Raw genomic sequence first — 25,937 nt, 5'->3', positions numbered from 1 at the left:
CTGGCTCGGGTGCAGGAGGGCAGCTCGGCTTGCCCAGGGGGGCAGGAGGGCAGCTCGGCTTGCCCAGGGTAGACCGCCCCCGGCGTCCGCCAGCCCCTCAGCCGCCCGCCGCGGCGCGGCCGCCAGCGTCGAGGCCGCCCTTCTTCACGATGAAGGCGGCGATCTCCTCGACGCCCTTGTTCTCCTTCAGGTTGGTGAAGAGGAACGGCCTGTCGCCCCGCATCTTCCTGGCGTCCCTGTCCATCACCTCGAGGCTCGCGCCGACCATGGGCGCGAGGTCGATCTTGTTGATGATGAGCAGGTCCGAGCGCGTGATGCCGGGGCCGCCCTTGCGCGGGATCTTGTCGCCGGCCGACACGTCGATGACGTAGAGGGTCAGGTCGGCGAGCTCCGGCGAGAAGGTCGCGGCCAGGTTGTCGCCGCCGGACTCGACGAACACGAGATCGAGCGGCGCCAGGCGCTGCGCGATCTCCTGGACGGCCCTCAGGTTGATGGAGGCGTCCTCGCGGATGGCCGTGTGGGGGCAGCCGCCCGTCTCGACGCCGACGATGCGCTCGGGGCTGAGCGCGCCGGAGCGGGTCAGGAACTCCGCGTCTTCCTTCGTGTAAATGTCGTTGGTGACCACGGCGACGCGCCACTCGTCGCGCATGCGCTTGCAGAGGCGATCGACGAGCGCCGTCTTGCCGGAGCCTACCGGCCCTCCGATTCCGACGCGGAGGGGACCATGGTTCGCTGTTGTCATGACCGGAACAACCTCGTGTGCTGGGTTTCGTGTTGCATCGACGAGAGATCGACCCCCGGCGTCGCGGCGCCGATGCGGTCGAGCGGCGTCTCGCGGGCGCGCCGGGCGGCGTCGACGATGACCGGCTCGAGGGCCGCCACGACCCGCTGGCCGTCCGTCTGGCCGAGCGGGACGAGGCGGATGCCCGCCGAGACGAGGCCGGAGCCGAAGGCGTGCAGGTACGCCGTCAGCGCCGGATCGAGCGGCACGCCGTGCGCGGCCGCGGCGAGGCCGACGGCGACGGGGAGCGGCGCCTCGCCCGCGTGGCGCTCGGCGAACGCGTCGAGGCGGGGGTGCGGCCAGGCGGCGCGGGTGATGGTGAGGAAGGAGGCGCCCTGCTGCGCGCTCTCCAGCGCGAGCTCGCGGGTGCCCCGGAGCGCCGCCCCGAGCTCGGCCACCTCGTCGAGCTCCTGGTCCCGCTCCGCGCGCCAGGCGGCCGCGAGCAGGGCCGCGTCGACCCGGCCGGAGCCCTCGCCGAGGATCGTCGCCACCCAGGCCCGGAGCTGGTCCGCCGTCGTCACCAGGCCCGCCTCGACCGCCCACTCGAGCCCGTGGCTGTAGCTGAACCCGCCGACCGGGTAGGCCGGCGACATCCAGCTCAGCAGGCGGTAGAGCGCTCCCTCACCCACGGCGATCACCCGTGTCCGTCCTCGCGATCGCGCTCATGATCGGGGGAATGCCCATGGCCGTGAGAGTGCCCATGATCGTGGGAATGCCCATGATCGTGGGAATGCCCGTGATCGTGGGAATGCCCGTGATCCTGGGAATGCCCGTGATCGTGGGAATGCCCGTGATCGTGGGAATGCCCGTGATCGTGATCCTGGGAGTCCCCATGATCGTGCTCATGGTCGTGGCCGTGAGCGTGGGAGTGTCCATGATCGTGGGAATGCCCATGCTCATGGTCGTGCGCGTGGGAATGCCCGTGCGGCGACGGCCGATCATAGGCGCCGCGCTCCGGCGTGAAGGGGGCGCGCAGCGGCGTCGCCTCGGCGCCGAGCCCCCGGACCATGTCGACGATCACGTGATCGTGCCGGATGAGGATCCGCGCGACGTCGAAGGCCGCCGGAATATGACGGTTGCCTATATGCCAGGCGATGCGGGCCAGGTCCGTGGCCTCGCGGCAGGTGACGGCGACGAGCTCCTCGTCCGCGGCGCGGACCCGGATCCAGGCGCCGTCGTCGAGCCGGAGGCCGTCCCCGTCGCCGAGCACGGTCGCCTCCGGAAGGTCGAGCAGGAACTCCCACCCCTGATCGGTCGCGAGCCGGATCCGCCGGCGGTGCCGATCGTCGTGGGCGAGCGTCACCCACGCCTCGGCGGCGGCTTCAGGATAACTCCCGCGGGGAACAACCTCGATGGCGCGTCGCATGTCAGAACAGGAAGTAGCGCTGGGCCATGGGGAGCACCTCGGCCGGCTTGCAGGTGAGCAGCTCGCCGTCGGCCTTCACCGTGTAGCGCTCCGGGTCGACCTCGATGCTCGGCGTGGCGCTGTTGTGGATCATGCTCGCCTTCGAGATCCCGGACCGGGTGTTCTCCACCGCGAGCAGCGGGCGCGACAGCCCCGCGGTCGACGCGACCCCGGCCAGGAGCGACGCCTGGCTGACGAACAGGACCGAGCTCTCGATCGCACTCCGGCCGTAGGCCGCGTACATCGGCCGGTAGTGAACGGGCTGCGGCGTCGGGATGGCGGCGTTGGGATCGCCCATCGGCGCCATGACGATCGAGCCGCCCTTGAGCACCATGTCCGGCTTGACCCCGAAGAAGGCAGGCGACCAGATCACGAGATCGGCGAGCTTGCCTACCTCGACCGAACCGATATACCGGCTGACGCCCTGGGCGATGGCCGGGTTGATCGTGTACTTGGCGACATAGCGCTTGGCGCGGAAGTTGTCGTTGTCCGACTTGTCCTCCGGCAGCTTGCCGCGGTCGCTCTTCATCTTGTGCGCGGTCTGCCAGGTCCGCAGGACCACCTCGCCGATGCGCCCCATCGCCTGGCTGTCGCTCGACATGATGGAGATGGCCCCGATGTCGTGCAGGATGTCCTCGGCCGCGATCGTCTCCTGCCGGATCCGGCTCTCGGCGAACTTCAGGTCCTCCGGGATCTCCCTGTTGAGGTGGTGGCAGACCATGAGCATGTCGAGGTGCTCGATGACCGTGTTCCGGGTATAGGGCCGGGTCGGGTTCGTGGACGCCGGGAGCACGTTGGGCACCCCGACCAGCGCGATGACGTCGGGCGCATGGCCGCCGCCGGCCCCCTCGGTGTGGAACGAGTGGATCGTCCGCCCCTTGAAGGCACGGATCGTATCCTGCAAGAAGCCGCCCTCGTTCAGCGTGTCGGAGTGGATCGCCACCTGGACGTCGTACGCGTCGGCGACGGCGAGGCAATTGTCGATGGCCGCGGGCGTGGTGCCCCAGTCTTCATGGAGCTTCAGCCCGCAAACGCCAGCCTCGATCTGCTCGATGATGCCGGCGGGCCGGCTCGTGTTCCCCTTGCCGAACAGGCCGATGTTGATCGGCAGCGCCTCGGCGGCCTGGAGCATGCGCCGGATGTGGAAGGGGCCGGGCGTACAGGTCGTCGCGGTCGTGCCCGCCGCCGGCCCGGTGCCCCCGCCGATCAGCGTGGTAAGGCCCGAGCAGAGCGCCTCGTCGACGAGCTGCGGGCAGATGAAGTGGACATGCGTGTCGATGCCGCCGGCGGTGACGATCTTCCCGGCGCCCGCGATGACCTCCGTGCCGGGGCCGATGACGATGGTCACGCCGTCCTGCACGTCGGGGTTGCCGGCCTTGCCGATGGCGGCGATCCGGCCGTCCCTGAGGCCGATGTCCGCCTTGACGATGCCCCAGTGGTCGAGGATGAGCGCGTTGACGATCACCGTGTCGACGGCGCCCTCGGCCCGCGTCCGCTGGGACTGGCCCATGCCATCGCGGATGACCTTGCCGCCGCCGAACGAGACCTCCTCCCCGTACCCCTGGAGGGCGGTGAGATCCTGCTCGACCTCGATGAGGAGATCCGTGTCGGCGAGCCGCACTTTGTCGCCCAGGGTCGGGCCGTACAGGCTCGCGTAGCTGGAATGAGAGATCGGATGAGGCATCGCCAGAGTCTCCTAGAGTGAGCCGTTGATCTTCCCCTGAAATCCCACGACGATACGGGCGCCGCCGAAGGCCACGAGCGGCACGGCGTCGTACGTCTGGCCCGGCTCGAAGCGCCTCGCGGTGCCGGCCGGGATGTCGAGCCGCATGCCGCGGGCCTCCTCGCGCTCGAAGTCGAGCGCCGCGTTGACCTCGTAGAAGTGGTAATGGCTGCCGACCTGGATCGGCCGATCGCCGGTGTTCTTGACGGTGATCGTGGTGGTGGGCCGGCCCGTGTTGAGCTGGATATCCACCTGTCCCATGGGCGTGATGATCTCTCCGGGAATCATGAGACCTCCTCCTCGTCGCTACGCCTTGTCCTGCGGCGACGCATGGATCCCGAGCCGCGGGCCGATCGGGTTGTGGACCGTGACGAGCTTCGTGCCGTCGGGGAACGTCGCCTCGACCTGCACGTCGTGGATCATCGAGGCGACGCCCTCCATCACCTCATCCTCGAAGATCACGCGCGCGCCCCGGCTCATCAGGTCCTCCACGGAATAGCCGTCGCGGGCGCCCTCCAGCACGAAGTCGGAGATGAGCGCGATCGCCTCCGGGTAGTTGAGCTTCACGCCGCGCTCCAGCCGCCGGCGCGCGACCATGGCGGCCATGGAGATCAGCAGTTTATCCTTCTCTCGGGGGGTGAGATTCATCGACTCCTCCTCAGATCGACCAGAACCGCGGCATGCGCGCCGGATGGCCCGAGCGCGCCGCCCTGAGCCACGAGACGAGATCGGTGAGATCGCGCCGCACGTGCGCCGGCTCCGCGCCGAGCGCGCGGGCCACGAGCGCCCCGCCGACGAGCGTGACGCCCGCGCGGCTCGACCCACCCGCGAGCCGCGCCCGGGCCTCGTCGACCCACGCCGCCGCGTCGTCGGCGACGAGCAGCACGAGCCCCGCCGCCGTGGCGCCCCCGAAGCCCGCAGGGGCCGCGATCTGCGCGGCGATGTCGCCGGAGAGGGAGAGCGCGTCCGCCCACGTGAGCCGCCCGCCGCGCCGGACGCGCCAGACGTCGTGCAGCGCGCCGGCCGAGAAGCGCTCGCCCCGGGCCAGCCGGCCGAACACGACGATATCGAGCGCGAGGAGGCTCCCGCCGGGCGCGACGTCGAGCTCGACGCGCCGCTCGAAGCGGGCGTTGTCGAAGAGGATCGTCTCCTGGGGTAGCCACTCGAGCGCGGCGCCCTCCTCGACGCGAAGACCGAGCGAGAGGCGGCTGGGAGCGCCGAGCGAGGGATAGATCTTCTCGGCCGCCTGGCTCGTCACCGTGGCCGTGGCGCCGCGGCCAGCTTCGACGGCGACCCGGAGGACATCGCCGCTGGCCATCCCGCCGGAGGTCGTGATGAACACCCCGAGCAGCGGCTCGTCCGGCTCTTGCCGCGGGAAGAGCATGCGACACGGCACGCGGTGCGCGAGGTGCACCGGCCTCGTGCGGCCGTGCCGCTCGAAGCGGACCTCCAGGAACCCGTTGTCCCGGCGCAGCCCGAGGAGATGTTCGGGGTGGTCGTTCGGGTCAGCCATGGAGATCCCGCGCAGAGCGTGCAAACAACCCCGTCGCCGCCGTTCGCTTCTCGTCGATGCGGCCCCGCCCTTGTACTTCAGCGCGCGCAGCGTTGTCCATAGGACTTTGGTCCCATACCGATCGTCCACCTCGGCGTGCCACGCTGCGCGCGCACCCTCGCGGCGACGCTCGACGGCTCAGGCCGCGGCGGGCCGAGGTCTCGGGGAGCGCGGCTGTCGTCAGATCGCCATACCGAGCGTTCGATGGAATCTGGACCCTCGATAAAGGCGCTTTCGCAGGCCCGCGCCGCCTTGACACGAGCGAGCGTGTTACGGTTTACTCCACGCCCGAGGGCTGTCGAACAGGGTGCGGCCGTGGATATCACGCGCGCACGCCTTCCGCTGCGACCGCCAGACCGAGGAACGGGGGATCGATGATCGTCGAGTACAAGATCGCAGTCCGCACGGGCAATCAGCTCGGCGCCGGGACGGACGCCGATATCACCGTCATGCTCGTCGGCACGCGAGGCGAGAGCGGGCCGCACCGGCTCGACAGGCGCTTCCACAACGACTTCGTGGCCGGCGCGGAGGACGTCTACGACATCGAGTCCGATGATCTCGGTGAGCTGCTCCTGCTCCGGTTCACCAACGACGGGAAGCTCGCGGGCAGCGACTGGCTCCTTGACTTCGCCCGGGTGACGGCCGGCGAGCGGAGCTGGTACTTCCCGCATTTCCGGTGGGTCCTCGGCGGCTCGAGGACGGAGGTCCTCGAAGGCACGGCGCGGCTCCCCCAGCACGCCCGGAGCGAGCGAGAGGCGGCCGCCCGCGCCGCGCAGATCGAGCGCCGCCGGGAGATCTACGCCTGGCGCCCCGCCGAGGCGACGGCCGAGCTCCCTGGCGCGCTCGACATCAGCAAGGCGCGGCCGCTCCCGAAGGACGAGCGGTACCGGGGCCTCACCGACGGGAGCTACGAGGCCATCTTCGCCAGGACGATGGCCACGCTGAAGCTGAGGATACCCACGCTGACGAGGGCCTGGAACGCGCTGGTGGACATGATCGACGTATTCAAAGGGATCGAGGTCCCGTCGGTCGCCCCGCGGTGGCAGCACGACCTCGAGTTCGCGCGGCAGGCCGTCCAGGGGGTCAGCCCGATCCACATCGAGCTCATCACCGCCCTGCCGAGGGGCCTCCCGCTCACGGACGCCGACGTCCGCGGCGTCCTCTCGCCAGGCGTCTCCGTGGCGCAGGCGCTCGCGTCGAAGCGGGTCTTCCTGCTCGACTTCGAGATCCTCGAGGACATCCCGATGTTCAGGAAGGTCGATGAGGAAGGCGCCGAGGAGCGGCGCTGGGCCCCCCCGGCGCGGTGCCTCCTGTACCGCGACGACGCCGGCCAGCTCCGGCCGATCGCGATCCAGCTCGGGCGCCACCCGGAGCGGGATCCGGTGTTCACCCCGAACGACAGCGAGCACGACTGGCTCGCGGCGAAGATCTACACGCGGTGCAGCGAGGGGAACGCGCACCAGATGGTCGGGCACGCCCTCCGGACGCACTTCGTGATGGAGCCGTTCGTCATGGCGACGATGCGGAACCTCTCGGACCAGCACCCCGTCTACAAGCTGCTGCGCCGCCACTTCCGGTACACCCTCGCCATCAACGAGGGGGCGCGCGTGACCCTGCTCGACGAGGGCGGCGTGTTCGACGACTTCATCGCGACAGGAGGTCCCGACAGGGGCCACGTCCAGCTCGGCAAGAAGGGGTTCACGCGCTGGAAGCTGACCGACAACAAGCCGCGCGTGGACTTCGAGCGCCGCGGCGTGCTCGATCCTGCGGTCCTGCCGTACTACCCCTACCGGGACGACTCCCTCGCGCTGTGGGACGCGATCGAGGAGTACGTCGGCGGCGTGCTCGACCACTTCTACAGGTCCGACGCCGACCTCGCGGCGGACGCCGAGATGCAGGCGTGGTGGGCGGACCTCACGGAGCGCGGGCTGCCCATCGACAAGCTCCCCTGCGCGGAGCTCTCGCGCGTCGCCGATCTCGTCGACCTCCTCAGCACGGTCGTCTTCACGGTCAGCGTCCAGCACTGCGCGGTCAACTACCTCCAGTACGATCACTATGCCTTCGTGCCCAACGCGCCGCTCTGCGTGCGCAGGGCGCCGCCGCGGGAGAAGGGGAAGCTCGGCCCGGCCGATCTCGCCGCCATGCTCCCCACCAAGTCCCAGACCCTCTGGCAGATCGCCATCGGGCGCGCGCTCTCGAGCTTCGGCGACGACGAGGAGTACCTGCTCCACGAGGGCGGGTGGCGCGAGGACTACTTCGTCGAGCCGGAGATGGCCGCGATCCGCGAGCGGTTCTTCGAGCGGCTGCGCGCCCAGCGCGCCGCGGTGGACGCGCGCAACGCGCGGTCCGACGTGCCCTACACGGTGCTGTCCGCCGAGCGGATCCCCTGCGGGATCACCATCTGACGGGCCGCCGCCCGCTCCGACAACCCACGTAAAGGATACAGCCCGTGCCGAACGCCCTGTCTCGAGGCCTGTTCAACGTGTTCTTCGGCGAGAAGCGCAGGGCGCTGGGGGCCCTCCCGGGGCCGGAGCCCGGCGTCCTGGGCACCGCCACGGACTTCTTCGGGTCCCCGCCCTGGGACGTCTGCGCGCGGTACGGGCGCGAGTACGGGGGGGTCACGCTGGTCTGGCTGGGCGGCAGCCCGGCGCTGGTGCTCAACGACCCCGCGCTCATCGAGCAGGTGCTCGACTCCCGGCGGACCGAGTTCGAGAAGACCTCGATCATCGAGCAGATCAGGCCGTCGACGACGGAGCACTCGGTCTTCATCGCGACGCAGAGCGGTAACTGGGCGCAGATGCGCCGGGCCGACCCGTTCGCGCAGCCGTGGACCGAGGCGTGGCTGGCCGCCCAGGTGGGGCCGATGCAGGCGGCGATCAGGGAGTCGACGGACGGCCTCCGCGCGAGGAGCAGCGGCGCGTCGATCGACCTCGTGGCCGCGCTGCGCCGCCTCACCTTCGACGCCTTCGCCGTCGCCGCGGTCGGCGAGGAGCTCCCCGACGCGCTGTTCGACGACTTCATGCTGCTCGCCACGGGCGCCGACGTGCGGATCAAGGCGAAGATCCCCTTGAGGTTCGTCAGGCTGCCGAGGGGCTTCGAGGCGGCCAAGGCCCGCTTCTACGGTCACTTCGCCGGACGGGTCAGCGCCGCGCGCCGGGCCCCGAGCCCGGACGCGACCGACCTGCTCTCGTGGACGCTGCGCGAGATGCCCGGCGTCGACGACGACGCGCTGGCGCACATCCTCGGGCTGATGTTCTTCGGCGGCGTCTTCTCGACGAGCACGACCCTCGTCGGCGCGTTCCACCAGCTGGCGAAGGTCGAAGGCGTCGACAGGCGCCTCGCGGCCGAGGCCGCCGCGCTGGCCGAGGGGGAGCTGACCCTCGAGCGGCTGCGCAGCGCGTGCTGGGTCGAGGCCGTCATGTACGAGGCGATGCGCCTCCTCCCGGCCGTCCGCCTCACGATCCGCGCGCCGATCGCCGACACAGAGCTCGCCGGCGTCACGGTGCCGGCGGGGACGACGATCATGATCTCGAACCAGCACCTGCACCGCGATCCGGCCCACTGGCCCGACGCGGACGCCTTCGAGCCTGCCCGGTGGCTCGACGGCGGCGTCGCGCGCGACCCGCTCGGGAGCGGCCATTTCTTCCCGTTCATGCGCGGCCCGCGGGCGTGCGTCGCCGGGAACTTCGCCATGGTGTGCATGCAGACGGCGCTCGCGACGATCGCCGCCCGCGCGAAGGTGCACGTCGACTCGACGGCGCCGTTCGAGGAAGACATGTTCTTCGGGGTGGTCCTCCCGAAGGGCGTCACGGGCAAGCTCATCGCGCGCTGAGGAAGGCCGCGGCGAGGAACCGCTCCACGGCCCACGTGGTGATCTGCCCGCCGGGGCCGGCGGGGTTGGCGTCGCAGCCGTGGGTCGCCCAGGGGAGCTCGAGCAGCAGGTGGGGGACGCTGGCCTCGGCCAGGCGCCGCTCGAGGCGGCGGCTCTGCTCGGCGTAGACCAGCTCGTCGCGGGTCCCGTGGATCAGCAGCGTCGGAGGTGAGCCGGGGACCACGAAATCGATGGCCGACGCAGCGTCGTAGCGCTCCTTGACCTGCGCAGGGGTCCCCCCGAGGTACTCGCGCAGGGTCTTGGGGCTGTCCAGCACCAGCGGGTTCGTGGGGTGCTCCCAGCTCCAGTTGAGGTCCGAGGGCGCGTAGAGCGCGACGGCGCCGCGGATCGCGGGATCGCCCGCGGTGTACGCGGCCAGGAGGGCCAGCTGGCCGCCAGCGGAGCGCCCGAGCAGGGCGACGCGGGAGGGATCGAGCTCCAGGCGAGCGGCGTTCTCCTGGAGCCATGTCACGGCGGCGAGCACGTCGTCGCGCTGGGCCGGGAAGGTGTGCCGGGGCGCCAGCCGGTAGTCGATCGCCGCCACCGCGAGGCCGCGGGCGGCGAGGTAGCCGTTGAGCCAGGCGAGCTGGGAGCTGTCCCCGCTGTTCCAGGAGCCCCCGTGGATCACCACCACGACGGGCAGAGGCCCGGGCACGTCGGCGCGCCGGTACAGGTCGAGGTGCAGCGCGCCTTCCTCGACCTCGCGGTAGACATACCGGGTGGGCGCCACGCGAGGCGTGGAGACCGAGAGGAGATCGCCAGGGACGATGGGCGCAGGGCGCGCCGGGGCCCCGGGGAGCTCGCGGGGCGCCGCCGCGCCGAACCGCGCGGCGAGCTCCCCCTCGACGCGCTTCGCGCACACGAGGGCTCGAGCCAGGGAGGAGAGCAGGAGGGGGACCGCGAGCGCGGTCAGGCCAAGCGCGATCCACCGCTTTGCCCCTGGCCCGGCAGGCAGCAACAGCAACGCGAGGAGCGGGATGACGGCGAGCGCGTGGCCCCACTCGGTCGCGGCGACCGCGGGCTTCCAGAGGACGCCCAGAGGCACCTTGAAGATCCCCAGCACCGCCACCCCGAAGAAAAGGCCGCCGAGGAGCAGGCGCAGGCTGTCCAGGTGATCCACGCGCGCGAGCATAGGGCGAGGGACGCGCGGTTCACAAGGCGCGCGACGCCGCGCTGGATACGAGCGGTCCTGGCGCTCAGATGTTGATTCGGGACTGCACCGTCCTCACGTCGAGGCCCAGCGCGGCGAGCTCGGCGGCGCGGGCGCGGACCAGCTCCACGAGCCGCGGGTGCACGTCGCCCTCCTCGTTGGAGAGGAGGAGACCGTAGCTGGTCCTGGACAGCATCCAGGAGATCCAGAGCATCTCGGTGGCGTCGTCGGGCGGCGGGGCGACCTCCGGGTCCTCCTCGGGCACCAGGATGTCCCCCCGCCCCCAGCGGAGCCCAAGGCAGGAGTAAAGGACGTCGCCGCCGTCATCCCACTGGAGGTTGTTGGCCCAGGAGTGCCGGAACGTCGCGAAGAAGATGATGTAACGGCAGAGCTGTTTGAGCGCTTCCCCCTCGCCGGGCTGCGGGGTGTCGGTGCGGGTGATCGCGCTGACGGCCCGCGGCGGCGGCTCGGCGGCCTTCGCGTCGAGGTCCATGCGCTCGGACCGCTGGAACCACGGCGCGCCTTTGCCGGGCACCCGCGCCCGCAGCCAGCGACACACGAAGGCGGGCACCGCGTGCGCGACGAGATCGTCCGAGAAGCGCCGCACCTCCAGCCACTGGGCGTCCACCGCGGCGCCGTGCTCGGCGAAGAAGGCGTCGACGTGCTCGCCGATCGCCCGCCAGAACAGCTGCGCGGCGCGGGCGTAGCGGTGCCCCTCGCAGACGGGCGGCGCGGGCGCGAAGCCCCGCCAGTCGTAGCTGCCCAAGAGGTGCTGCAGCCGCGCCTCGATGGCGCGCTCGGTCAGCGCGCTGGCGCGCGTGATGTAGCCGTCCGGCCCGATCAGGAACTCGTTCGCGGCGTGGTTGATGAGGACCACCTCCCGCAGGTGGGGCATGAGCAGCCAGCGCAGCGGGCTCCGCCGCAGGTTCCGGTGCGCGGCGATGGTGTACTGCTCCAGGTTCAGGTGGCACTGCGCGAGGTGATTGCCCAGCTCGGCGTCCAGCGTCGCGCTCACCCGCGCGACGCGCTTGGCGGCCTCCCAGCCGGCCCCGTCGGCCGGCGTGAAGGCGCGGCGCGTGACAGGAGAGCCGGCCGCCGTCGCCCCCGGCTCCCGCAACCCCAGGATGATGCGCACGGGCAGCAGGCGACCGTCGAGGAGCCGCAGCCGGAGATCGACGTCGGGCAGGCAGTGGATGCCGTCCTGCTCATAGGCGTTCCAGGGGAAATAGAGCCGGAAGGCGTCCGGATCGCCGGCCGCCTCGGGATCGCGGTCCAGGACCGTCGCGAACATGCCGTTGAGCAGGCGCTCGCCGAAGAAGGCGTCGCTGCGGGACGAGCCCGGCGCCTGCCGTTCCATGCGGACCGTCAGCGACTCGGGGTAGTCGGCCTGGAGCGCGCGCAGGCTGGGCGCCACGCCGACGCGGATCTGGAGCAGGTGCCGGCGCTTGATGGCCTCGATGGGCGCGACCGCCTTGAGCATCGCCAGCGCGCGCCCGGGGGCGTAGGCGGTCGGCGGGGTGCCCTCCTCGGCGACGAGGAGGCGGGGCAAGGTCGCGGAGGGGTCGTACTCCCAGTAGGGCACCCGGATGGTGCCGAAGTCGTGGTGGAGCTCGCCGTGGTTGTCCGGGCCCCGCTCCGAGCCGATGCGCCGCCACGTATCCACCGCCTGCCCGTCGCTGCGGAAGGCGTGCTGGGGCTCGAAGAAGCGAAGCTCCAGATCCGGCGTGTCCCCGAGCCCCGCGTCGGCGGGGTCGTAGCGGACGGCGAAGCGCCCGTCGGCGCCGGTGAAGCCCTCGCCCAGGAAGTCGTCCGGAGCGCCGAGGTCCCGGTCCCACAGCTCGACCTTGACGTGGTGCAGCGGGATCGGGCCCTCGGGCCCGTCGTGCTCGAACACAAGGCGCCCGACGGCGACGGCGGGCAGGGTGGCGGGATCCCGGGCGGCGCGGGGGGCGCGGACGCGCGCGGCCAGCTGCCGGCTGACGGCGGCGCGCTCGTCGCGGCCGAGGCTCGAGTACCAGCGGGCCAGCTCGTCGGCGTCGAGGAGCGGCGGTTCGAGCTCTCTGGGCCTGAGGCCCAGGGCCGATAGCAGGCGGCGCAGCGCGGCGAGCATCACGCGCGCGCGCTCGACGCCGCGCGGGCGACCGCGAGGCCCGCGTTCACCGTCGGTTGTCCGGGTGGACCATCCGCATGACGGATGGATCGTACGTGAAGAACGCGTCGAAGAGGTTCAAGAACGAGGGCTTCTCCCGGAGCAGCCGGCCGCAAACGTCGGGGGACAGGTCGGCGGGCACCCCGCCGCGCAGGAGCTGGAGGTTGAGGTCGGCGCTCGGGTTGGTCTCGTCGCGGCTCGGCGCGGGCGCGAAGTTCAGGAGCCAGGAGACGCGATCGAACAGGGAGGTATTCGCGCGGCTCCCGTGCCATACGTAGTTGTGCAGGAACAGCGCGTCGCCGGCCCGCATCGTCATCTCGAGGGACCGCTCGGGCGCGTCGAACGGGTCGATGTACATGCACGCCCGCGTCTCGTCGATATCGACGAGGGGGATCCAGAGGTGAACAGAGCCCTTGTGGCGCCTGGAGGCCTCGGAGAAGCCTTCCTTGCCGCCGTCGACGTCCCGATGGCGCCGGGTGGCGTACGATGAGCCCGCGCGCACCACCATGACCTGCTCGTACTCCAGGAACACCTCGTCTCCCAGGATGCGCTGCAGGACCGGGCCCAGCTTCTCGGCCAGCGCCTGGAGGAGGTACGGCACGCCGAGCAGCACCTTCTCCAGGTTGATCTTGTCCCGGTACGCGGCCCTCTCTTCCCGCCATACGTCCGCGATGAGGGGGCTCACGACGGCGCTCAAGGTGCTCACCACGTCCGCGGACAGGACGCCCCGGACCACGGCGAACCCGCGGCGCTCGAAGTGCTCCTGGATCTCGGTCGCGTAAAAGGCGTTGTCGACGGCGCGGATCCCCTCCCACACGTCCACGGGCCCGCCCCGATCGAGCGAGTGGGCAAAGAACCGCTCTGTCCGCTGGGTGCCATCGGCGCGTTGCACCACGTACCGGAACGGCTCGCCAGCGGCCAGCTTGCCTGCGTCGACCGTGTAGACATGCGGCAGGTCGGGGTGCGGCTCGCACTCGACCGACGCGCCACCGCTGGAGCTGGCCACCAGGCGTTCCCCGTGCTGCAGGTGCATCTCGATGAGCCGCTGGCTGTTAAGATTCATGTCAATCCTGGAATGGCTATATACGACCGTGAGATCGGGCATGTCAATGAACGCTCACCGCGTGGCGTCGAGCCTCCAGCGCCGCGCGCATCGCGGGCCCAGGCGCGCGTGGAGACCCGCGAGACCGACGTTCTTCAGCGCGACGCCGTCGTCACCCGGTCATGGACATCGTCGTGGCGAGCCGCGGGTCCGTCATGATGGTCTCCGTGACGTTCTCGAGCATCGCCAGGCAGGCGCCCACGCCGTCCTGTGCGACGACGGACCGGCCGCCCGTCTCGACGGCCACGCGCGCGTATTCCGCTTCGATGGCCGCGCGCCGCCGCGCAGGGGTCCCTGCGCCGACGCGCGCCCGGACGGCGCCAGCGCACATGTGCACGCGCGCCCCGGCGTGCCTGGCGATCTCGATGACACGGCTCGCGGCCCCGATGTCCACGCCCTGCCCCGTCGGCGTGAGGGCGCGGGCGCCGTCGAGCGGTCCGTCGCCGAGAAAGAGGAGGTTGCGGGTCGCCCCAGGCCGCCAGTCGAAGTGGGTCACGACATCCAGGATCGCGTGGCCCGCGTTCCCCTCGATCCCGGTGGACCGCTGTCCCTGCGGGCCGGTGCGCTGCCCCCGGGGGCGGCTCCTGAGCAACGAGCCATCGACGTTGAGCGCCGCGGTCAGGTAGCCGCGCGCCGGGATCATGAAGACTGTATGGGGAAACGCGGCCTCGGTGCTCAGGTACGTGACCCGGAGGCTCGCTCGGTGCTTCATCCTGGCCGCCCGGGTGGCTGTGCCGACCACCTTGCTGAGCGTGTCTGCCAGGTCCTTCATCGATTCGCTGGAGTCGATGAGCACGACCAGGTCGACGACCGGAATTCCGTTCACGGGGCCCATGTCGCGGCAAGGTAGGGGCGCGTCGCCCTCCGCGCCATGGGACCTTGGTCCCATGCCGTGGCCCGCGATCGGGCGTCGAGGGGGAGCGAGGCCTCGGGCCGGCCCGGCGAGGCCGCGCGGCGAGCAGCAGCGCCGTGGGCGGACAGCGCGGCGACGCCGCCCCGGCGCGACCCCGGTAGACGCGGCATCGACGCCCGGCTGCGCCGGTACCTTGCACCGGCACCCCGTGTCGACGAGGACGAGGTGCATCTCTACCGGCAGGACGTCGAATGCGCCTTCTACCGCCCAGTCGCCGGTTGTCGGGGCGCGTCGGGTCGGTCGGCGCTGCGCGACCGAGCGCGTTGGCCCCGAACCTGTGGCGCGGGCAGCGCCGCGGGCGCACGTCGGCCTCGACGCCGGCGTTGCAGGCGCCAGGGGGCTTGGCCTGCGGCGCTCACGCCGCTTCGCAGCTCGGGCTCCGCGCACGCGCGACGGGAGGCGGCTCCCTCGGCAGCCCGAGATGCTTGAGGATGGCGACGATGACCTCGCGCTCGGAGCCTCTACATCGTGCGCTGGATCGAGGCCTCGCACAGCGGCGCCGTCCGCGTCGAGAGCGAGCCGGGCGCCGGCGCCACGTTCATCGTGGAGCTCCCTTTGCATCCGGCGGAGACGGACGCAGCTGCGGATCCCCAGGACGCCCTACTCCCACACACGTAGTCGTTCACCGGCGCCTCTGCCGGCGCTCCACCAGCCGCGCTGCCCCACCGCTCGGACGCCTTTTTGCCGGCGCGCATGGCAATGCATCAGCCAGAGGCTGGTCGCCACGCTACGTCTCGGTCGATGTCAACCGCCTCTTCTCCGTACGGTGCTGGACAGCTTCATCTGTCCCGGTCGAGAGTGCTCCCTCGCTGACGCCTTCGCGACTCTCCAGCAGGCATTTCCGCAGGTGAGCGTGATAGACGTGCGCCGGCAGGTGCCCTAGGCTCCACCTGACAGTCGTATCTTCATCGCGCCGGGAGGTGTAGAACCGCTCCATGCGACGGGCGTATGGTTACGATCCGTCTGCGGGTGCCCGGGCGGCGGCGCGTCGCACGCGAGCGCCGCTCCAGGCGAAGCCCGCGGCGCCGGAGGAGGCTCATGGAGGATCGAAAGACAGTCCGCGCGAACGCGGACCAGAACGTACGTCTCAGAGTGCTCGCCCCTCTGGTGCTCGCGCTGGTCCTTCTGCTCACGTTCTATGTGGCAACCACCTACAACGCGTTCGCCTCACGGCGCGACGAGGCGATCCGGCAGGCAACCGAGCACACAGCGGAGCTCCTCCGGCGGGCGACCATCGACAACATCGAAATCCTGAGCTCGCTGATGAGCGCCATCCAGCGGGATCCGGTCCTCGAAGATGCCATGATCCGTCAGGATCGCGAAGCGCTCCTCGAGCGGGGGGCACCGCTTCTCCAGGAGATCGAGGCGCGCGCCGGGATCACCCACCTCTACTTTCATGCGCCCGACCGCGTGAGCTTTTTGCGGGTTCACGAGCCCGCCCGCTTCGGCGACACGATCTCCCGCGTCACGCTCCTGGAAGCGGAGCGGACGGGGCAGCCGAGCGTCGGGAACGAGCAGGGGCCTCTCGGCACGTATACCCTCCGGTACGTCGTGCCCTGGCGCTCCGGCGATCGCCTCCTCGGGTACATCGAGCTCGGCAAGGAGTTCGAGCACGTCGCCGCCTCGTTGCGCGAGGTTCCGGGCGTCGATCTCGCCATCCTCGTCGACAAGAGGTACGTGTCCCGAGAGCTCTGGGAGCCGACCGCCCGGAAGCACAGGCTGCCTCCCTGGGAGGCGCTCCCCTCGATCGTCTCCGTCTTCAGCACGGTGCAGGCGCTCCCTGACGAGCTCTCCGCGACGCTGTCGCGGCGAGGCCTGGCCGTCGATGAGCCGACCGTGACCATCCGGGCGGACGGCCGCGTCCTGGAGTGCACGCTGTTCCCGATAGATGACGTCCGGGCGCTCGAAACAGCGAAGTTGCTCGTGATGCGCGATGTGACGGGCGTCGCCACCGCCGCTCGCGCGCAGCTCGTGGCGGGCTGCGCCGCGTTTGCCGGCGTGAGCACGGGGCTGTTCGCGATGTTTTATGTCCTCCTCGGTCGCATCCAGCGGGCGCTCCGCGAGCGGTCGGCGCTGCTGAACAGCGCGAAGGAGGGTTTGGAGCGGGAGATCGAGGAGAGGAACGTCGCGCAGCGGGAGCTCGAGGCGGCGCTCGGTACGTCCGCGGCCGCGTCGCAGGCCAAGACCGAGTCGCTCGCCCAGCGCGAGGAGGCGCTCCGCGAGCTGCGCGCTGCCAAGCTCGACCTCGAGCAGCAGCTCCAGACCATCGAGCGCCAGCGCATCACCATTCGCGAGCTGTCGTTGCCGATCGTGGATGTATGGGATGAGATCCTCGCGCTGTCGATCGTCGGGCCGGTGGATGCCGCGCGGGCGACGGACATGATGGAAGGCCTGCTCCGCCGGATCGTCGAGGTGCAGGCCCGCTGGATCATCCTCGACGTGACCGGGCTGCCGGCCATCGATGAGGAGGTCGCGGCGCGCCTCGCCCGGGTGGCCAGGGCCGCGCGGCTGCTCGGCTGCTCCTGCATCATGACAGGCATCAGCCCGCACATAGCGCGCATGTTCATCACGCTCGGCGTCGAGCTGGACGACATCCGGCCATTGCGCAGCCTGAAGGAGGGCATCAGGCACTGCATGTCCGCCCGCCAGGCGGCCCCGCTTCGCTCGACCCCGGCGACCTGAGCACCCCGCGGACGGGGCCAAGCCCGCCCCAGGGACCGCACCACTGGATGTCTGGCTCTCGGTGGTCAGCTCCGGGAACAGGACCTCTACGGACTGGCCATGAACGCGATGGACTCGAGCACGAGGCGTGTGGCGCCCTTGCGGCGTGGCCTCCGAAGCCGAGTTGCGATGCGGCCGTCGGGCAGCAGAGCGAGGCGCTCCAGGCTGAACGGCGGGCGCGCGCCGTAACGGCACAACTTCTCCAACCCCTCGCGGTCTCACGCTCTGCGCCGGCAGCCGCTATCAGACGCGCAGCTTGTGCTGCCAGAAGTGGTGGAAGTCGCTTCTGGCAGCGCGAAGGGATGCGGGAGCGTTTGGTGCTAGCTCGCGATCCACGCGAAGCGATCGCCCGCGCCCGCGCCGCTCCCGTCGTCGTCCTGCGCCGCCCACGCGAAACGCCCGCGCCCGCGTGCCTTCGCGCTCGCATCCGCCTCGCCCCGCCAGGCGAACCGGTCGCCGCCCTTGGTCTTCTCGAGCTCGACCTCTTCCTCGTCCCCCTCGATGTCGTCGTGAACGCCGCTCCGGTCTCCGAGCGCGAACGGCCCGAAGCTGTACCCATCCGAGCTCGCGTCGAGGTCCCCTATGTCATGGTACTGCGCGTCGATGGAGCTGTAGGCCTTCCCGCCGACCTTCTTCGAGTACTTGAACCCGTTCGCCAGCGCCGTGTACTTGAGGATGCCGCTCACCTTCCTCGACTGGAGGAGGCTCTGCTCGGTCACCTTCTTCCACGTCTTGATGGCGAGGAGCGTGTCCTTCGCCGACGTCGCCGCGGACTTCAGGCTCTTCCCCACGCTCTTCAGCCGCTCGCCGGCGCCCTCCCCGAGCTCCGCGGCGCCCTGCTTGAACGACTTCCACAGGCTGCCGTCGGCGGCCTCCGCGAGCTCCTCGAGCAGCTCGTCGCTCTGCGACCGCAGCCGGCCCAGCGAGTCGGAGAAGCTCTCCGCGGCCTGCTTGCCCAGCCTGGAGGCCACGTCGTCGGCGGCCTCCTCGGCGGACTCCTTGAGGATCTTGGTGAGCGTCTCCTCGGCGCTCTCCCGCATGAACGCCTTGCCCGCCCGCTCGACGAACGGCTGCGCGAGGTTCGCGGCCCCCTTGCCCGCCATCTTCGCGCCCTTGAGCACCCCCTTCCCCGCGGCCTTCGCGCCCTTCCACATCTTGCCCGCGATCTGGCCGCCGAACTTCATCAGGATGTCCATCGCGATCTCGATCGCTATGTCGACGAGGCACGCCACGAAATCGGCCCAGGTGAAGCCGGCCTTGGCGGTGCCCCAGACGACGGTGAAGTCGAGCGGCAGGCTCACCGGGCTGTTGCACGCGAGGTGGATCGAGAAAGGCACCGTCTTGAACGGCGAGCACGCGAGATCGCAGGCCGTCTCGCCGAAGATCGGGTTGTCGCACCCGATCGCGACGCCGCTCGTCCCCCACACGGAGATCGAGCTGCCGAAGAGGATGGTCCAGGGCAGGAGCGGATTCCACCCCTGCACCACATCGACGTGCGGGACGACGAGGCTCGCGTCGCTCCCCCGCCCCATCCAGTGCACGCCGTCGAGCTGGATCTCGCGCTTGCCCTGGTCCGACCAGAACGAGAAGAGGTGCGTGCCGCTCACCAGGCCGAACGTGAGGTGCGGCCAGTACTTCTGGGGGACATAGGCCCCCGGCGGCGGCATCGGCCACCAGAACAGGGCCTCGTGCCACGAGAGGCCGATGAACACGTTCCACCGCGTGACGGTCAGACAGCCGTATCCCATGGTCAGCGCTCCTTCGTCGAGCTCATCGAGCCGCCGAGGTCCAGCGCACCTCGCGGCGCAGGTTCATCCGCTGCTCCTCGGTGAGCTCCATGGCCACGGGGGCCCGCGCGCTCCACACGACGACGACCTCGCCCGGCACGGGGCGAACGACGACGGAGCAGAGGTGCGTCTCCACCTCCGTGAGCCGGCCAGGGTCGAGCTCCAGCTGCACCCGGGGCGCCTCGCCGGGCAGATGAAAGGAGTAGACTTGCCTCGTCGGGTGGAGGTTCCGCAGCTCGAAGTACTCGCCCGGCGCGAGGTCGGAGACGCTCATCCCCGGCGACGCCGTCTGGGCGTGCTCGAGCCGGAGCGGCGCGCCGGGGTCCTGGTAGAGGGGCGGTATCGTGAGGAGTTCCCGGGCGGCCCAGCCTCGCTCGACCTCGGCGACCCTGGCGTCGGGCTGGCATGAAGGCGCGAGCCCGAGGTACGCGATCCGGGGGAACCAGGCCATGGACTGGAAGTCCCACCCCGCCGGGAGCGGGGCGTGGATCCACCGGGTCGGCTTGCCCACGGCGAGGCGCTGCGGCGTCAGCGGGTCGAAGGGGTACTCGAGGTTCGGGATCGGCAGCCCCGTGAAGCTCTCCGCGTCGAGCTCCATGAGATAGCCGTAGCCGCAGGGGTTCCTGGGATAGTGATACGGCGTGTCGGACAGCGTGCTCATTCCCCGCCTGGCGTCCTGGATGAACTGACCGAGGATGTCGCCGTTGCGGCCGAGCGCCGTCAGGTCGACGCCGCCATAGGCGTAGTCGTAGCGGACCGGGACCACCTCGATGGGCGTCGCCTCGGAGAAGCGCGGCTTGCCCGCGCGGTCGAGCTCTCCCACGCGGTCGCCGTGGACCACGATCTCGCGCTGGTGCTCGCCGAACTGCACGCTGGCGGTGAGCTTGCGCGTCCCTGGCTTGTAGGCGTGCGCGAACGCCTGGACGACGACGTCCGTCGCCCGCCGGAACGGGAGCAGGTCGTCGACGACGAGCGGCGGGGAGACGCGCGGCGGCTTGCGCTTGTCGTTGTAGGGGATCTCGTCGTCGTGCAGGACCTCCTGCCGCCCCGGGGTGTCGAGCTCGCAGCGCCCGTTGTGGATGCGGTAGGTGCGCTTCATGACCCACGCGATCCACCGCTGTCCGTCGGGCTCGCCCTGCAAGAGCATCTCGGTCCTGCGGCGCTGTCGCGGCGCCGACGCCGCGGGCGACGTGTCGCTCTCCGTCACGGATGCCTCCCGCTCACTCGGCCTCGTAGATGCGCCATCGGCCCCGCCAGTGGTTCTTCTCCGGCTCCGCTGCGTCTCCCGGCTGGCGCCGCGTGTCGGTGAGCAGCGGCTCCATCTGGTCCCAGAAGGCCTGACCCAGCGCGGGGCCGAAGATCGCCGTGACCGTGTCCTTCATGAGCTCGTGGCGCTGCTCGTCCGGCAGCAGATCGAACGGGTCGGCGGGGCGCGGCATCGCGCCATCGTACCCGGCGGCCGCGCGGCGGAGGGGCATTTCGCGGCGCAGCGCAGGGCGGCGTGCTCATCCCACGTTGAGCCACGTCCGTGCGCTCACCGGCTCAGCGCCCGCGCGGCGCCGGTGGTCCGGTCCGCTGCGCCGGCGTTTTCACCGGCTGCTCTCGCGGGCGCCGCGGAGAGGCGCTTGACCTTCCACGGCTCGGTTGCGACCGTGCACATCGGCGACATGAGCGAGAAGCAGGCGACACTCCCGCTGGCCCCAGCGCAAGCCGAGCAGCTCGCGGCGCAGACGCTGCCGTTCTCCCCGGACAGCGCGAGCGGCGGGATGGGCGGGGTCGTGTGCGCCTCGCTCACGCCGTCGGCGTCGGCGACGGCGGCGCGGGCGGCGGTCGACTCGATCCCGTGGCGCCACGAGGGCAAGCTCCGGCTGACCGTCGTCGTCAAGGCCAGCTTCTCGATCGACGCGTCGCCGATGCGGCCCGCGGAGACCGTGGAGCCGATCCACGCGAAGGACGTGCACCATCGCCGCAGCCCGACGGCGCACGCGGTTGCGACCAGCGACAGGGTCCCGTACCGCCAGTACGTGGACGTGACGGCCCTCGGGCACGCCTGCGCGCCAGGAGGCCGCCCCGTCGCCGAGATGACGGCGCGGTTCGCGCTGGTGCAGCGCGGCGCGCCGGGGCTCGACAAGGCCGTGCGGGTCGTCGGCCGCCGCGCGAAGCCCGGGGAGCCGCCGGATCCCTTCGCGCGGCTGGCGATCACCTACGAGCGCGCCGCCGGCGGCCTCGGCGCGCCCGACAACCCGGCGGGCTGCGGCGAGGACGACGACGAGCTGCCGAACGTGCTCGATCCGGTCGATCCGCGGAGGCCGGCCGGCTTCGGCCCCGTCGCGGCGAGCTGGCCCTCGCGCAGCAAGCGCCTCGCGGCGAGCGCGCGCGCCGGGCTCGACGCGGCGGTCATGGAGGTGCCGAGCGGCGTCGACTGGACGTACTTCCAGTGCGCCCCGCGGGATCAATGGGTGAGCTCGCTCCAGCCCGGCGCGGTGGTCGTGCTCGAGGGCTTCCACCCGGAGCGCCCGCGCATCCAGAGCGCGCTGCCGGACGCGCGCGTCGACGGGGCGGTGTACGGCATCGACGACGCCGATCCCGACGCCCCGAAGCGGCTCGTGTTTCACGCCGACGGCCTCCACGTCGACGCCGATCGCCTGCTGTGCACGATCACCTGGCGCGCCCACGTGGACCTGCGCGACCTGGCGCGGCGCGAGCGGCTGATGGTGGTCGCCGGCGTGGGCGTCGGGAGCGCCCCGCAGGTCCCCCCGCGGCGACCGCCGCGCCCGACCCCCGCGGCGGCCGCGCCGTCGCGTTCCGGCGAGCCGCGCGAGCCGCGCGAGCCGCGCCGGCCCGAGGGGGGCGCGGGCGGCACGCTGGGGATCGACGAGGTGCGCGCGCCGGTGCGTGCGGCCCCACCGCCGGGACCGCCGCCGCCGAGCGCGCCCCTGCCGAGCGTGAGCGTGCAGCCGCCGCCGAGCGCGCCCCTGCCGGGCGTGAGCGTGCAGCCGCCGCCGGCCCCGCCGCCGCCAAGGCTCGAGGAGCAACCGGCGCCGGGCGCCGGGCCCGCGGAGGACCCGGTCCCGATCGAGCGCTACGCCGCCGTCGCCTCGGAGCTCGCCGACGAGGGCGCGGTGCGCGGCAAGGTGCTCTCCGCGCACGAGCTCGACGAGCCCACCTGGCGGAAGGCCGAGCGGCGCTGGCGCGGCGAGCTGGAGCGCGAGCTGAAGCGCGGCGAGCGCGCCCTGCGCGAGCGCTTCGACGACGCCTACGTGAGCGCCTGGGAGCAGCGCCACCCCGACCGGTTCGGCGTCGCGCAGTACGCGCGCCTCGTCAGGGCCACGCGGCGCGGCACGCTCGCGCTCGAGATCGCCGACCAGGGGCTCGATCCGTCGCTCGGCATGCGGCTCAAGCGCGTGTGGCAGCGGCGCGCCGCCGCCCGCGCCGCGCTGGCGGAGCAGGTCGAGCGCGCGCTCGCAGCGCTGTGATGTCGTCGCATCGTCGGCGGTCCGCGAGCGTGCCGCGCCCCTCGGCCCGAAGCCTCTTCACCGCCGCGTAGGCCCAGACGTCCGAGGCGTGCCTACGCGCCGGTGTCTCGGTGCGCTACCAACGAGCATTCTCGAGGTGAACCGCACGCACCGCTCAGCCCCCGTCTATGCCCTGGAAGCGAAGCGAGATCGTCCGCGCCCGGCCGCGCGCGTCATCGCTTGCGCGGGACGTCCTGGACATCGCGCGCGTGCCTCGGTGAGCTCGACGCGCTCGCTCGCGGCGCCCGGCCGCGACCATGTGCACCGATTCATCGAAGAACGACAGCCCTGCCTGTATCCTCCTGCCTCCTTCTTGAGGCAAACGCGAGAGACCCCACCAGATGCCCCTGAGAGCAAGAACCTATGAACGCAGCACTTCGTCGTTCAAGGACAATCCGTCCCGGCCTCGCCCAGATCATTTCCGCAACGGTACTATCCCAAACCGGATGCACGATCTTCGACGAAACACCAGCGCCGACGTGCATGGATCCATCCCCCACGTGCCAAGCGCTGTGTGCACCAGAAGACACATGGGCTCAACTAAGCGGCTGCACAAGAACGACACCGTTACAGAACCAATTCGTGGACACGGTAAACGCGAAGACGTGCCATCAATGGCGCGAGTCACTGCAGCCCGTCAGCGGCATCAAGCTAATCATCACCCCTGAAGACATTGGAATAAGGCCGATCAAGAAGGATCCCTGCCACTTTTAGCTCATGCCACCCCGTAGACTCATTCCCACCACACCGACTGACCTTCGGACAACGATCATTGTCGCCACCACGCAGACATTCGACGCATGGGAACATCACCGAAGCCGACAACATGGATTGGATTAGGCACCATCGCGATCGCCGCCTTGGCGGCGGCATACAACCTGGGAAGAACCTCGGCAGAGAGCGGCAGCCGTCATCAACGGCACCAGGATGCCGCCAGCAAGGACGATCCCGATCTTCGGTCAGCTCTGAGCGCCGCCCAGAAGAGGTTGGCCAGCTGCGAAAAGACCCTCCAGCGTCACGACCAGCATCTTCAGAAGAGAGAGGAAACGCCCCCCACCAACGAAGACAACCCCACACCTTCACCTGAGCCAGCGCTTCCGAAGCAATGCATTGTCGCGTCGCAGGTGAAGGAACTGCATATGCTGGCCGCGAACTGCAGGAGTCTCAGGAGACATTTCGATGCATACAAGACAATACTGGGCAGCAGCACGATCGACTGCGAAATCATCTTGGACATTCAAGCCGTGGCCCAAGTACAGTCCTCCTTCTGTGCCGCCATCATAAGAATCAGCGAGGGCACCACCTACCAAGATGCCATGAGCGACCCGCTCGCAATTGCCGCGGCGGAAGACGCCCATGCGACCAGGAACGAATATGGTGATCTCGACGATGTCGATGAGCTGGTGAAAAACCCAGAGTGCATAGCCCGCATGCGGACCCGATGAATCGAACCCATTTCACGCCGTCGTTCATCTCGCGGGAGCACTCGCCCCGCTGGTCGGGCAGGCCACGGTCGCCATTCTCACGCACGCACCAGGACTTTAACCCGTAACGTTCGACACATGGGAACATTGCCGAAACCGACAACATGGATTGGATTTGGGGCCATCGCGATCTCGGCGCTGGCGGCGGCATACAATCTAGGAAAAATCTCTGCAGAGAGCAACAAACAGCCAGAGTCGCGCCAGGACGCCGCCAGCAAGGACGATCCCGATCTTCAGTCGACCCTGAGCGTCACCCGGAAACGGTTAGCCAGCTGTGAGAAGGCCCTCCAGCGTCGCGATCACCATCCTCAGGAGAGAGAGGGACATCCCCACACCAGCGAAGACAAGCGCACACCTTCACGCAAGCCAGAGCTCCCGGAGCAATGCAGAATCGAATCGCAAGCGAGCGAGCTAGAGATGCTAGCGGTGAACTGTAGGAACTTTAGTGGGACGTTCGGCGCATACAAGGCAATACTCAGCAGCAGCACGATCGACTGCGAAACCGTGTTGAGCATTCGAGATCTGGCTCGGGACCAATACTCAGATTGCTCCGACGTCGTAAGATCTCTTGAGGACGCGTCGCGGCCGGATGTTACGAGCGATCGTCGCGGCATCAGCGCGATGGAAAGCGCTTATATGTTCAAGAGCTACTACGGCGACGTCGACATCGATGGGCTGGTGAAGAACCCAGCGTGCATAGCTCGCATGCAGACGCAATGACTCGAACATATTTCGCGCCGCCGTTCATGTCGCGGGCGCCATCGGCCCGCCGTTCGAACAGGCCAGGGCAGCCACTGTTGCGCGCGCTGTCAGGGCTTGGAGTGTTGTCCCTCGCCGCTCTGGCATCAGCGCAAGAGCCACGGCCCCCAGAGAAATTCCATTGGGATGGCCTCCGTCTCAACGGTGTCGTTCAGACGAAGCTCCCCCATCTCGCGAGACTCGGAGCCACGTATGGCGGCGGAACGGCTCCGGGGGCTGTCCATACAGTCATGGTGAGCTTCGGACAGACCGCGAGTCCAACTCAAGAGCTCAACATCGGGTACTTCATCGGCATTGGATTGGGCAAGGAGAGCGTGCCGACGATAGAAGACAAGAATCTAGGGATCCATGCCACGTTCGAAGCCGGACCGTTCCGGGCGAGCGCGGCCACCAGCCTTCAACTCTACAAATTGATCGGAGCCATTCTTCCCATGTTCACCACGACCTTGAGGCCGCAGGGGACCCTTGTCCGGACCACGCACGTCGATCTGTTCCTCGGCGGAGACGTCTATTCCCGTAACCTGAACGTTCAGCTCGGTATCACGTGCGGATTACGATTCAGGGACATAAGAATCTTCGAGCGAGGCATGGCTGGGCTCCTGTCGATAACGGAGATGAATGCTTGGACCAGCGTTCCAACGCATGGAACCCTCTGGACGGCCTACGTCGAATCGCGCCTCGGGATCATCGTCGATCTGGAGTCCGACAACGGAGAAAAACGTGACCGAATTCATGAGTATGGGCAGCTCTGATCGGTCGCGGCAGGGACGCCGCCCGGGGCAGCGCCTCGCGCATGGCAAACAGGAACGCCCGGGCGAGGTCCGGCAGCGAAAGGAGCTCGTGTCCAAAACCACACCCTCCCCCTCGCCTTGCAGCCCATCGTGGGTGCCAGCCCACACCGAAGTCCAGCAGAATAGCCTGACGCTCCAGCGAACGAGGGCGGTGGAGGGCGTCTCAGGGTCGCCTGGAGATGCGCCTGGCTGGTAGGGTTGCGTTGACATGGACGTTGTCATCCACCAGCCCGC

At 70.0% G+C, this 25,937-nt stretch carries 22 protein-coding genes; 7 read left to right on the top strand and 15 right to left on the bottom strand.

The features are described 5' to 3' along the window. Positions 1–97: 97 nt before the first annotated feature. The 7 genes from ureG to WME89_RS22105 are packed head-to-tail and all read right to left on the bottom strand — an operon-like array spanning position 98 to position 5,422. The gene (ureG, locus tag WME89_RS22135) at positions 98–742 is read right to left on the bottom strand and encodes an urease accessory protein UreG (protein ID WP_437627189.1); all 645 of its coding nucleotides are present in this window, start codon (positions 740–742) and stop codon (positions 98–100) included. Continuing rightward, entirely contained in the window at positions 739–1,419 is a 681-nt protein-coding gene (locus WME89_RS22130; protein WP_438011111.1) for an urease accessory protein UreF, read from the bottom strand. Before WME89_RS22130 ends, ureG begins: the two co-directional genes overlap by 4 nt. After that, on the bottom strand, positions 1,416–2,147 hold the full coding sequence (locus WME89_RS22125) for an urease accessory protein UreE (protein WP_438011110.1): 732 nt from the start codon (positions 2,145–2,147) through the stop codon (positions 1,416–1,418). Before WME89_RS22125 ends, WME89_RS22130 begins: the two co-directional genes overlap by 4 nt. 1 nt (position 2,148) lies before the next feature. After that, a complete protein-coding gene (gene ureC, locus WME89_RS22120) occupies positions 2,149–3,870 on the bottom strand; it encodes an urease subunit alpha (protein ID WP_438011109.1) in 1,722 nt (573 codons plus the stop codon). Positions 3,871–3,882: 12 nt separating this feature from the next. Further along, positions 3,883–4,197, bottom strand: a complete 315-nt coding sequence (locus WME89_RS22115; protein WP_438011108.1) for an urease subunit beta — start codon at positions 4,195–4,197, stop codon at positions 3,883–3,885. An 18-nt stretch (positions 4,198–4,215) separates the two neighbouring features. Next, positions 4,216–4,557: an urease subunit gamma gene (locus WME89_RS22110; RefSeq protein WP_438011107.1), complete on the bottom strand. Its 342-nt coding sequence runs from the start codon at positions 4,555–4,557 to the stop codon at positions 4,216–4,218. 10 nt (positions 4,558–4,567) lie between these two features. Beyond that, on the bottom strand, positions 4,568–5,422 hold the full coding sequence (locus WME89_RS22105; protein WP_438011106.1) for an urease accessory protein UreD: 855 nt from the start codon (positions 5,420–5,422) through the stop codon (positions 4,568–4,570). A 413-nt stretch (positions 5,423–5,835) separates the two neighbouring features. Between WME89_RS22105 and WME89_RS22100 the strand changes: the two genes are divergently transcribed. Together WME89_RS22100 and WME89_RS22095 are read left to right on the top strand one after the other, a co-directional pair. Further along, entirely contained in the window at positions 5,836–7,866 is a 2,031-nt protein-coding gene (locus WME89_RS22100; protein WP_438011105.1) for a lipoxygenase family protein, read from the top strand. A gap of 44 nt (positions 7,867–7,910) precedes the next feature. Next, complete coding sequence (locus WME89_RS22095; protein ID WP_438011104.1) at positions 7,911–9,293, top strand: cytochrome P450; 1,383 nt, start codon at positions 7,911–7,913, stop codon at positions 9,291–9,293. Here the strand turns inward: WME89_RS22095 and WME89_RS22090 are convergent. The 4 genes from WME89_RS22090 to WME89_RS22075 form a co-directional block, all read right to left on the bottom strand. Further along, entirely contained in the window at positions 9,280–10,452 is a 1,173-nt protein-coding gene (locus WME89_RS22090) for an alpha/beta hydrolase fold domain-containing protein (protein ID WP_438011103.1), read from the bottom strand. The two genes, WME89_RS22095 and WME89_RS22090, sit on opposite strands and share 14 nt — an antisense overlap. 76 nt (positions 10,453–10,528) lie before the next feature. Then, the gene (locus WME89_RS22085) at positions 10,529–12,592 is read right to left on the bottom strand and encodes a lipoxygenase family protein (RefSeq protein ID WP_438011957.1); all 2,064 of its coding nucleotides are present in this window, start codon (positions 12,590–12,592) and stop codon (positions 10,529–10,531) included. 46 nt (positions 12,593–12,638) lie between these two features. After that, a complete protein-coding gene (locus WME89_RS22080; protein WP_438011102.1) occupies positions 12,639–13,694 on the bottom strand; it encodes a phytanoyl-CoA dioxygenase family protein in 1,056 nt (351 codons plus the stop codon). 151 nt (positions 13,695–13,845) lie between these two features. Continuing rightward, positions 13,846–14,559 (bottom strand): hypothetical protein, encoded by a 714-nt coding sequence (locus WME89_RS22075; RefSeq protein WP_438011101.1) that lies wholly within the window; start codon positions 14,557–14,559, stop codon positions 13,846–13,848. 1,125 nt (positions 14,560–15,684) lie between these two features. Here WME89_RS22075 and WME89_RS22070 point away from each other — a divergent pair. Then, entirely contained in the window at positions 15,685–17,328 is a 1,644-nt protein-coding gene (locus tag WME89_RS22070; RefSeq protein ID WP_438011100.1) for a cache domain-containing protein, read from the top strand. A gap of 86 nt (positions 17,329–17,414) precedes the next feature. On the opposite strand, the gene WME89_RS22065 is transcribed toward WME89_RS22070, so the two are convergent. The 4 genes from WME89_RS22065 to WME89_RS22050 all read right to left on the bottom strand — a co-directional run bounded on the left by WME89_RS22065 (position 17,415) and on the right by WME89_RS22050 (position 20,593). Then, a complete protein-coding gene (locus tag WME89_RS22065; RefSeq protein ID WP_438011099.1) occupies positions 17,415–17,573 on the bottom strand; it encodes a transposase in 159 nt (52 codons plus the stop codon). A gap of 114 nt (positions 17,574–17,687) precedes the next feature. Beyond that, positions 17,688–19,115, bottom strand: coding sequence for a hypothetical protein (locus WME89_RS22060; RefSeq protein ID WP_438011098.1), 1,428 nt, complete (start codon positions 19,113–19,115; stop codon positions 17,688–17,690). 22 nt (positions 19,116–19,137) lie between these two features. Then, positions 19,138–20,361 (bottom strand): DUF2169 domain-containing protein, encoded by a 1,224-nt coding sequence (locus WME89_RS22055; RefSeq protein ID WP_438011097.1) that lies wholly within the window; start codon positions 20,359–20,361, stop codon positions 19,138–19,140. Between the two features lie 13 nt (positions 20,362–20,374). Further along, positions 20,375–20,593, bottom strand: coding sequence for a hypothetical protein (locus WME89_RS22050; RefSeq protein WP_436618398.1), 219 nt, complete (start codon positions 20,591–20,593; stop codon positions 20,375–20,377). A 186-nt stretch (positions 20,594–20,779) separates the two neighbouring features. Here WME89_RS22050 and WME89_RS22045 point away from each other — a divergent pair, with 186 nt between their 5' ends. The 4 genes from WME89_RS22045 to WME89_RS22030 all read left to right on the top strand — a co-directional run bounded on the left by WME89_RS22045 (position 20,780) and on the right by WME89_RS22030 (position 25,664). Beyond that, positions 20,780–22,630 carry a DUF2169 family type VI secretion system accessory protein gene (locus tag WME89_RS22045; RefSeq protein WP_438011096.1) on the top strand — a complete coding sequence of 617 codons (1,851 nt, stop codon included), beginning with the start codon at positions 20,780–20,782 and terminating at the stop codon, positions 22,628–22,630. Between the two features lie 839 nt (positions 22,631–23,469). Next, the gene (locus WME89_RS22040; protein ID WP_438011095.1) at positions 23,470–24,114 is read left to right on the top strand and encodes a hypothetical protein; all 645 of its coding nucleotides are present in this window, start codon (positions 23,470–23,472) and stop codon (positions 24,112–24,114) included. A gap of 117 nt (positions 24,115–24,231) precedes the next feature. Then, positions 24,232–24,873, top strand: coding sequence for a hypothetical protein (locus WME89_RS22035; protein ID WP_438011094.1), 642 nt, complete (start codon positions 24,232–24,234; stop codon positions 24,871–24,873). 269 nt (positions 24,874–25,142) lie between these two features. Further along, the gene (locus WME89_RS22030) at positions 25,143–25,664 is read left to right on the top strand and encodes a hypothetical protein (RefSeq protein WP_438011093.1); all 522 of its coding nucleotides are present in this window, start codon (positions 25,143–25,145) and stop codon (positions 25,662–25,664) included. Positions 25,665–25,937: the final 273 nt, after the last annotated feature.

It is taken from the genome of Sorangium sp. So ce321, assembly GCF_051530195.1.
GTDB lineage: Bacteria > Myxococcota_A > Polyangia > Polyangiales > Polyangiaceae > Sorangium.
The sequence above is the reverse complement of the archived record's forward strand: the minus strand, read 5'-3'. Positions and strand labels throughout refer to the sequence as shown.